Origin of the sequence: Gilliamella sp. wkB171 (genome assembly GCF_001693755.1) — a bacterium.
Classification (GTDB): domain Bacteria; phylum Pseudomonadota; class Gammaproteobacteria; order Enterobacterales; family Orbaceae; genus Gilliamella; species Gilliamella apicola_F.
The window spans coordinates 1-418 of record NZ_LYST01000052.1 but is presented as its reverse complement, the minus strand read 5'-3'; the positions used below and the strand labels follow the sequence as shown (position 1 = coordinate 418).

At 23.2% G+C, this 418-nt stretch carries 1 protein-coding gene; it reads right to left on the bottom strand.

Annotated elements, in window-relative coordinates; all coding sequences use genetic code 11:
* Window positions 1-338: hypothetical protein (locus A9G03_RS10570; protein ID WP_143425853.1), on the bottom strand; the 338-nt coding region annotated here is incomplete at its 3' end.
* Between the last annotated feature and the right edge of the window lie 80 nt (window positions 339-418).

Here is a 418-nt window from a genome sequence, read left to right as displayed (position 1 = left end):
TTGAGAGTTAACTTAATTTGAGTAAAAGGTTTATTATTTATATTCCATATAAAAAGACCTTTAACATAATCATAAAACTGTATTGTTTTATATTGCTCGATCTCACTAAAAATCATTAAACCATCACTATTAGATTTGATCACTACTTTTCCATCTACAAATCTCATGGCATCCATGTAATTAATAGTTGTATAAATATCTTGTTGTTTTATTAACTTTGAATAAGGTGCTATTTCTGGTATATATAATACAATGTAGTTGTTATATACTTTAGTGTTTACTTCGGCATACGAATAATAACTAAGAATATATAAAACTATTAATATTAATTTTTTCATACCTATTTGTTTCCTATATCCATTATTTTTACGCTATAAATGATAGATAATCTTTACAGATTATACACTAAATTGATTAA